4 protein-coding genes and 1 pseudogene are annotated in these 5,203 nt (G+C 72.2%); all 5 read right to left on the bottom strand.

What is annotated here, in order from left to right; genetic code table 11:
- Nucleotides 1-160 (bottom strand): annotated as a pseudogene (locus tag GUY61_RS34340) (bifunctional riboflavin kinase/FAD synthetase); the annotation flags it as partial.
- Between the two features lie 515 nt (nt 161-675).
- On the bottom strand, nt 676-1,650 hold the full coding sequence (gene truB, locus GUY61_RS34335) for a tRNA pseudouridine(55) synthase TruB (protein WP_166634235.1): 975 nt from the start codon (nt 1,648-1,650) through the stop codon (nt 676-678).
- Entirely contained in the window at nt 1,647-2,099 is a 453-nt protein-coding gene (gene rbfA / locus GUY61_RS34330) for a 30S ribosome-binding factor RbfA (protein ID WP_166634234.1), read from the bottom strand. The genes truB and rbfA overlap by 4 nt, the downstream gene beginning before the upstream one ends.
- Nucleotides 2,100-2,168: 69 nt before the next feature.
- Nucleotides 2,169-2,465: a DUF503 domain-containing protein gene (locus GUY61_RS34325; RefSeq protein ID WP_166634233.1), complete on the bottom strand. Its 297-nt coding sequence runs from the start codon at nt 2,463-2,465 to the stop codon at nt 2,169-2,171.
- 148 nt (nt 2,466-2,613) lie between these two features.
- On the bottom strand, nt 2,614-5,203 hold a 2,590-nt coding region (gene infB, locus GUY61_RS34320; RefSeq protein WP_166634232.1), incomplete at its 5' end, for a translation initiation factor IF-2.

Below are 5,203 nucleotides of genomic sequence, written 5' to 3'. Positions count from 1 at the left end.
AGGTGACGACGACGACGGGGACGCCGAGTTCGCGGGCACGGGCGACGGCCCGGCCGATGATCAGCTGGTGCCCGCGGTGGACCCCGTCGTAGGACCCGATGGTGACGACACTGCGCCCCCAGTCCTCGGGGATGTCCTCCAAGCCACGCCAGCGCTGCACTGTGACCGCTCCTCGCCCGAACCCGTGTACGTGTTTGCCATATGCGCAGGTCTAAGACTGCCATGCCGGGGCGTCCCGGCTCGCATCGGTACCGGTGGACGGACGGATCACCCCGGCATCGGGCGAGGTCACGCCGCCTGTGCCGGGCCTGTGCCATCCCTGTCACATCCCTGCGCGCCACCCTTTCGCACCCCCTGCGGTGCCCGGGCCGGCGTGCCCCGGCCGGCGTGCCCCGCCCCAGGGCGGAGGGGTCCGGCGGCGTGGTCGCCCAGCGGCGGTCGACCTGAAAGGGCCGGGCGCCACGGGCTGTCGGGGCTGCGGGGCGGCCCGGAGCGCGGCGTCGCCCGGCCGGAGGAAACGCGCCCCCTTCCGCTCCGCCGATTCACTCCGAGCGCCTGCCCGTGAGGGTGAATAGCCGGAGGCGTCTGGACAGACCCCAGTGGGAGGGGAATCGTGGAGCGGGGAGTGCGGCGAGAGCGGGAGCGCTCCCCGCTCCACGGTATGCGGCCCGGGCGTCAGCCGAAGACGGCGACGCTCTTTGCGCGGCCCTTCAGATCCTCCACGAGCGCGAGCAGCCTGCCGTCGGGCCCGAACACCGCGACGGGGCCGGAGCCCTCCAGCGGCGGCATGTCGATCCGTACGCCGTTGGCGAGCAGCCTCGCCTGCTTCTCGTCGACGTTCCAGCGCGGGAAGGCCGCGGCCGCCGCGTCCGCTAGCGGCATGACCGGCAGACCGCCGCCCGCGGGGTCGTCCACGGCCTCCTGGAGCTGTTCCAGGGTGCGGGCGCCGTCCAGTTTGTACGGGCCGACGCGGGTGCGGCGCAGCGCCGTCAGGTGGCCGCCGGTGCCCAGTGCCGCGCCGAGGTCACGGGCGAGCGCCCTGACGTAGGTCCCCGACGAGCAGACGACGGTCACCAGCAGGTCCAGCACCTCGGTGCCGTCCTGTGCGGTGTCCTCGTGCACGTGGTGGACCACGAAGGACGAGACGGTGACCGGCCTGGCCGGGATCTCGAAGTCCTCGCCGCTGCGGGCACGCGCGTAGGACCGCTTGCCGTCGATCTTGATGGCGCTCACCTTGGACGGCACCTGCATGATGTCGCCGCTGAGCTCGGCGACCGCCGCGTCGATCGCCTCCCGGGTGACGCCCGACGCGTCCGCCGACGAGGTGATCTCGCCCTCGGCGTCGTCGGTGACCGTGTTCTGGCCGAGCCGGATGGTGGCGACGTACTCCTTCTCGGTGAGCGCGAGGTGCCCGAGGAGCTTGGTCGCCCGCTCGATCCCGAGGACGAGCACGCCGGTCGCCATGGGGTCCAGCGTGCCCGCGTGGCCGACCCTTCTCGTGCGGGCCATGCCGCGCAGCTTCGCCACGACGTCGTGCGAGGTGAAGCCCGACGGCTTGTCGACGATGACCAGTCCGTCGGGCCCCTGCTGCCTCTTCGCCGCCCGGTTCGTCACCGGGCGCCTCGTGCTCCTGTTCGTGTTGCCGGTCATGCGGAGGCGTCGTCCCCGTCCTCGGCGTCCTCGTCGGGCTTGCGGTACGGGTCCGCGTCACCGGCGTAGGTGGCGCCCGTGGACGCCTCCCTGACCTGGGCGTCCTGCGCCCGGGCCTTGTCGAGGAGGTCGTCGATCGTCCGGGCGTTGTCCGGCAGGGCGTCCGGGACGAACGCCAGCGTCGGGGTGAAGCGGACGCCCGTCTGGCGGCCCACCTCGGAGCGCAGGATGCCCTTGGCGCTCTCCAGTGCCGCCGCGGACGCGGCGCGCTCCTCCTCGTCGCCGTAGACCGTGTAGAAGACCGTGGCCTCCCGCAGGTCGCCGGTGACCCGGGCGTCCGTGATCGTCACGAAGCCCAGTCGCGGATCCTTGATGCGGCGGTCCAGGGTCTCCGCGACGACGACCTGGATGCGATCGGCCAGCTTGCGGGCCCGCGCGTTGTCGGCCACCGTTCCTGCTCCTTCTTCTCTTCCACCATGGTGCTTCAGGCGAGGCACGTCCGCCGCGCGCCGGTGCGCTCAGTCGTCGTGCTCGCCGTGGATCCGCCGCCGTACGGACAGCAGGTCCACCTCGGGCCGCCCGGCGACCATGCGCTCGCAGCGGTTCAGTACGTCAGTGAGGTGCTCCGTGTCCCCGGAGACCACCGCGACGCCGATCTCGGCCCTGCGGTGGAGGTCCTGGTCGCCGACCTCCGCGGCACTCACAGCGAATTTGCGGTGCAGTTCGGCGACGATCGGGCGGACGACGGAGCGCTTCTCCTTCAGCGACCGTACGTCGCCGAGGAGCAGATCGAAGGACAGAGTCCCTACGTACATGTATGGACCGGATGACCCGCCGGTACGGGATCGCCAGGTCCCGCCGGAAGGCGGCGGGACACCAGAACGGTACACGCAACGGCCGGGGCCGATCGACGGATATTCAGTCCGCCGACCGGCCCCGACCGCGCTGTGCGCGTCACCGCGCTCAGGCGCGCGGCTTCTCCCGCATCTCGTACGTCGCGATGACGTCGTCGACCTTGATGTCGTTGAAGTTTCCGAGGTTGATACCACCCTCGAAGCCTTCGCGGATCTCGGTGACGTCGTCCTTGAAGCGGCGCAGACCGGTGATGGTGAGGTTCTCCGCGATGACCTTGCCGTCGCGGACGAGGCGCGCCTTGGTGTTGCGCTTGACCTCTCCGGAGCGGACCAGGACACCGGCGATGTTGCCCAGCTTGGACGAGCGGAAGACCTCGCGGATCTCCGCCGTGCCGAGCTCGACCTCTTCGTACTCCGGCTTGAGCATGCCCTTGAGGGCCGCCTCGATCTCCTCGATGGCCTGGTAGATCACCGAGTAGTAGCGGACGTCCACACCCTCGCGCTCGGCCATCTGCGCCGCGCGGCCGGCCGCGCGGACGTTGAAGCCGATGACGATGGCGTCGGAGCCGGTCGCCAGGTCGATGTCCGACTCGGTGACCGCACCCACACCGCGGTGCAGGACGCGGATGTCGACCTCGTCGCTGACGTCGAGCTGGAGCAGCGAGGACTCGAGGGCCTCCACCGAACCGGACGCGTCGCCCTTGATGATGAGGTTGAGTTCCTGCACCAGACCGGCCTTGAGGGCCTCGTCCAGGTTCTCCAGGGAGAACCGGACGCCACGGCGCGCGAAGTTCGCGTTCCGTTCGCGGGCGGCGCGCTTCTCGGCGATCTGACGGGCCGTACGGTCCTCGTCGACCACCAGGAAGTTGTCGCCGGCGCCCGGGACGTTGGTGAGACCGAGGACGAGGACCGGGGTCGACGGACCCGCCTCCTCCACGTTCTCGCCCTTGTCGTCGAGCATCGCCCGGACGCGGCCGTACGCGTCGCCGACCACCATGGTGTCGCCGACCCGCAGGGTGCCGCGCTGGACCAGGACGGTCGCGACGGCACCGCGGCCGCGGTCGAGGTGGGACTCGATCGCGATGCCCTGCGCGTCCTGCTCCGGGTTGGCCCGCAGGTCGAGCGAGGCGTCCGCAGTGAGGATCACGGCCTCCAGCAGGCTGTCGATGTTCAGACCCTGCTTGGCGGAGATGTCGACGAACATGGTGTCGCCGCCGTACTCCTCGGCCACCAGGCCGAACTCGGTCAGCTGACCGCGCACCTTCGTCGGGTCCGCGCCCTCGACGTCGATCTTGTTGACCGCGACCACGATCGGCACATCGGCCGCCTTGGCGTGGTTCAGCGCCTCGATCGTCTGGGGCATCACACCGTCGTTGGCCGCCACCACGAGGATCGCGATGTCGGTCGACTTGGCACCGCGGGCACGCATGGCGGTGAACGCCTCGTGACCCGGGGTGTCGATGAAGGTGATCTTCCGGTCGTCGCCGTTGACCTCGGTCGTGACCTGGTACGCACCGATGTGCTGCGTGATACCGCCGGCCTCGCCCGCGACGACGTTCGTCTTGCGGATGGTGTCCAGCAGCCGGGTCTTTCCGTGGTCGACGTGACCCATGACGGTCACGACCGGCGGACGCGGCACGAGGAACTCCTCGCCGCCCTCGTCCTCGCCGAACTCGATGTCGAAGGACTCGAGAAGCTCGCGGTCCTCCTCCTCCGGGCTGACGATCTCGACGTTGTAGTTCATCTCGTCGGCGAGCAGCTGGAGCGTCTCGTCGGAGACGGACTGCGTGGCAGTGACCATCTCGCCGAGGTTCATCATCACCGCGACGAGCGACGCCGGGTTGGCGTTGATCTTCTCGGCGAAGTCGGTGAGCGAGGCACCGCGCGACAGGCGGACGGTCTGTCCGTTGCCGCGAGGCAGCATCACGCCGCCGACCGACGGGGCCTGCATGGCCTCGTACTCCTGGCGCCTCTGCCGCTTCGACTTGCGGCCACGACGCGCGGGACCGCCGGGCCGGCCGAAGGCGCCCTGCGTGCCACCACGGCCGCCGGGACCGCCGGGACGGCCGCCGAAGCCGGGACGGCCACCGCCGCCACCGCCGAAGCCGCCACCGCCGCCGGGACGGCCGGCGAAACCGCCGCCACCACCGGGACGGCCGGCACCGCCGCCGCCAGGACCGGCCGGACGGCCGGCGAAACCGCCGCCGGGACGACCGCCGCCGCCACCGCCGGGACGACCGGCACCCGCGGGACGACCGCCGCCGCCACCGGGACCGGGACGCGGGCCGGCAGCGGGACGCTGCGGCATCATGCCCGGGTTCGGCCGGTTGCCGGCCGGACCGCCCTGCGGGCGGGGAGCCTGCGGACGCGGCATGCCGCCGGGAGTGGGCCTGGCCGATCCGCCGGGACCCGCCTGGGGACGGGGACCGCCGGGACCGCCCTGCGGACGCGGGCCACCGGTGCCGGGACCGCCCGGACGGGGCGCGCCGCCACCGGGACGCGGCGCCTGCGGACGGGCCATGCCCGTCGAGCCGCCGGAGGTGAAGGGATTGTTGCCGGGACGCGGGCCCGCGGGACGGGCACCGCCGGGACGCGGCCCCTGACGGTCACGGTCGCCGCCGGGACGGCCGCCGCCGGGGCGTGCGCCCTGGCCCTGGCCGGGCCCGCCGGGACGGGCGGACGGACGCGGACCCGGGGTG

Origin of the sequence: Streptomyces sp. GC420 (assembly GCF_009916105.1) — a bacterium.
Lineage (GTDB): Bacteria > Actinomycetota > Actinomycetes > Streptomycetales > Streptomycetaceae > Streptomyces.
This window is presented reverse-complemented; position numbering and strand designations above follow the sequence as displayed.